The sequence below is a fragment of the Nocardiopsis sp. TNDT3 genome (assembly GCF_003427465.1).
Lineage (GTDB): Bacteria > Actinomycetota > Actinomycetes > Streptosporangiales > Streptosporangiaceae > Nocardiopsis > Nocardiopsis dassonvillei.
This window is the reverse complement of record NZ_QPFC01000520.1, coordinates 1-2625: the sequence shown is the minus strand read 5'-3', so window position 1 is coordinate 2625 and position 2625 is coordinate 1. Positions and strand designations below refer to the sequence as shown.

The window sequence follows — 2625 nt, the reverse complement described above, 5'->3', positions numbered from 1 at the left end:
GCCGTCTCGCGCTCCTCCCCGTCCCCGGCGCCGGCGGTCCCTCCGGCCAGGAGGTCGCCGCCGGAGGAGGCGTCCCCTCCCGGGGCGCTGAGGTTCTCGGCGTCGGGCCAGGCGGCGCGGCGGCGCTGCCCCCGGGTGTCTGCGTCGTCGTAGAAGCGGGCGACCAGGTCGTTCCAGACCTCGTCCTCGTCCGCGGGCCGGGCGGGCGCGGCGTCGGGGTCGACGTTGGCGGGCGGGCCGTCCAGCAGGTCGCCGCCGACCGTCGCGTCGGGGGACTCGTGCGCGGCGGCCTCCCCGCCCTCCTCGGCGTCGGCGTCGGAGCGGGGTTCGCCGCGTGACGCCAGCAGGTCGGGGGCCGTCCCGGGCCGCCCGTCCAGGTCGGGCAGCTCGGCGCCCAGGACCCTCTCGGCCGCGGCCCGCTCCTCGGCGTCCACGTACAGGTGGTCGGTGGGCGGGTCGTCGGCCTGACTGCCCTCGGGCTCCAGGACGTCCTCGTCCAGGGGCACGGCGTAGGCGGCGATGCCGCTGCGCCGGAGCGCCTCCAGCATGAGGTCGGCGTGCGAGGGCGCGAGCAGGATCAGCGGAACGTAGGCGTCGGCGAGCAGGCCGTTTCCCCGACGTTGCGTCATCGGTCGGCTCCTTCCCCGCTTCTACTGTGCTCTCGCACGAAGGCGAGGCTCCCGTCGAAGACGACGGCGGCGTCATGGTCGAGGGTCGCCACGTGGTAGCTGTCGTGGAGCAGGTGGATCGTCAGCCCGGTGTTGACCGCTCTCCTAGCGAGGATACGCAGACTGCGCGGTCCGACGACGTGGTCCTGGGTGCTTCGGTAGGCCAGGATCGGCGCTCGCAAACCGGACATGCCCTCCTGAACCTCGCGCCACAGCTTCGGGAGTGTCGCCGCGGCCGCGGTGGGGACGCGGTCGTACCCGCCCTCGGTGGTGTCGTCCTTGGAGACGTCGCAGCCCAGACCGGGCGTGGAGGGCATGATCCGCGAGACCAGGCGGCGGACGGGGGCGATGACGGGCAGGCGTCGGTCCTCCACCGCCAGGGAGGGGTTGACGAGCACGACCCCGCGCACGAGGCCCGGGTGCCTCTGGGCCAGGCGCAGGCTGAGGGCGCCGCCCATGGACAGCCCCATGACGAACACCTCCCCGCAGCGCGAGGCCAGGTCCAACAGGGCCCGTTCGACCTCGGCGAGCCAGTCGTCGCTGGTGGTGAGGTTCATGTCGTGCCAGACCGTGCCGTGCCCGGGCAGCAGGGGCGCCTCGACGCTGAGTCCGGCGGCGGCCAGGTGCTCGGCCCAGGGTCGCATCGAGTACGGGGAGCCGGTGAAACCGTGGCAGAGCAGGACGCCCGTGTCCGACCCGCGGTGACTGAACGGCTCAGCGCCCGGGATCAGGGGAGGGGCGTCGGTCGGTCTCACGGAGCGGCTCCAGGAATCGTGCGGTGCGCGGGGGACGGGGGTCTGCGGCGACCGGAGCGGAGGCACGGGAAACCCTGGCTCCTGCCGTGAGGCTAACCGTTCGGCGGTCCGTTCGCCATGAGTGCACACTAACGTTCCCGTCCCCGGCGACCGGAGGCAGGCACCCGCCACGCGGGCCGACTGAGTATCCTCTTCTGCGTCGGGCCGACGGCCCGTTCGGGGGCGCTTTGGCACTCGCGCTCACACGGTGGGAGGATGGCGCACGTCAGGCGGCGGCTCCTCCCCCACTCTCCGGGCGCGAGCCCTCCTGACAATGTCGGCAGAGCGGGACGGTGAATCGTGGCAGACCCTGCCCAGTGCTCCCCGCGTGTGCAGGGGTGATCTGAGCGATGTTCTACTGGGTGGTCAAGGCGATCCTGGGGCCGGTCCTGGCCGTACTGTGGCAGCCGCGCGCCGAGGGTGTGGAGAACGTGCCGCGCCGCGGTCCGGCGATCATGGTCAGCAACCACCTGTCCTTCTCCGACCACTTCTTCGGTCCGCTGCCGCTGCCGCGCAAGATCACCTTCCTGGCCAAGGCCGAGTACTTCACCGGCACGGGCGTCAAGGGGCTGCTGAGCCGGGCGTTCTTCACCGGCGTGGGGCAGATCCCCATCGACCGCTCGGGCGGCAAGGCCAGCGAGGCGGCGCTGCGCACGGGCCTGAGAGTGCTCAAGCGCGGCGACCTCCTGGGCATCTACCCCGAGGGCACCCGCTCCCCCGACGGCAAGCTCTACCGCGGCCGGACGGGTGTGGCGCGGCTGGCGCTGGAGGCCAAGGCCCCGGTGGTGCCGATGGCGATGATCAACCTGGAGAAGATCATGCCCCCCGGCCGCACGGTGCCCAAGCTGGGCGTGCGCCCCAAGGTCAAGTTCGGCAAGCCGCTGGACTTCTCCCGCTACCACGGCATGGAGAAGGACCCGCGCGTGCTGCGGGCCGTCACCGACGAGATCATGTACGCGTTGATGGAGCTGTCCGGTCAGGAGTACGTGGACCGCTACGCGCAGTCGGTCAAGGCCGAGCTGGAGGCGGAGGCCAAGGAGGCCAAACGCGAGCAGCACGCCAGCGACAAGGACCGCAGGCGGACCGAGCGCGAGCGGCGCAAGGCGGAGCGGCGGACCCGCCGCGAGGAGAAGCGGGCGGCGCGCAGGGACAGGCGCGGGGGC

At 72.6% G+C, this 2625-nt stretch carries 3 protein-coding genes; 1 reads left to right on the top strand and 2 read right to left on the bottom strand.

Features of this window, described 5'->3' with window-relative positions:
• Together DQW06_RS13620 and DQW06_RS13615 are read right to left on the bottom strand one after the other, a co-directional pair.
• On the bottom strand, nt 1-629 hold a 629-nt coding region (locus DQW06_RS13620), incomplete at its 3' end, for a hypothetical protein (RefSeq protein WP_117198577.1).
• Nucleotides 626-1423, bottom strand: a complete 798-nt coding sequence (locus DQW06_RS13615) for a carboxylesterase (RefSeq protein ID WP_013154143.1) — start codon at nt 1421-1423, stop codon at nt 626-628. The genes DQW06_RS13620 and DQW06_RS13615, both read right to left, overlap by 4 nt.
• Before the next feature lie 389 nt (nt 1424-1812).
• On the opposite strand from DQW06_RS13615, the gene DQW06_RS13610 reads away from it, so the two are divergent.
• The coding region (locus DQW06_RS13610) for a 1-acyl-sn-glycerol-3-phosphate acyltransferase (RefSeq protein WP_157983438.1) at nt 1813-2625 on the top strand (813 nt) is incomplete at its 3' end.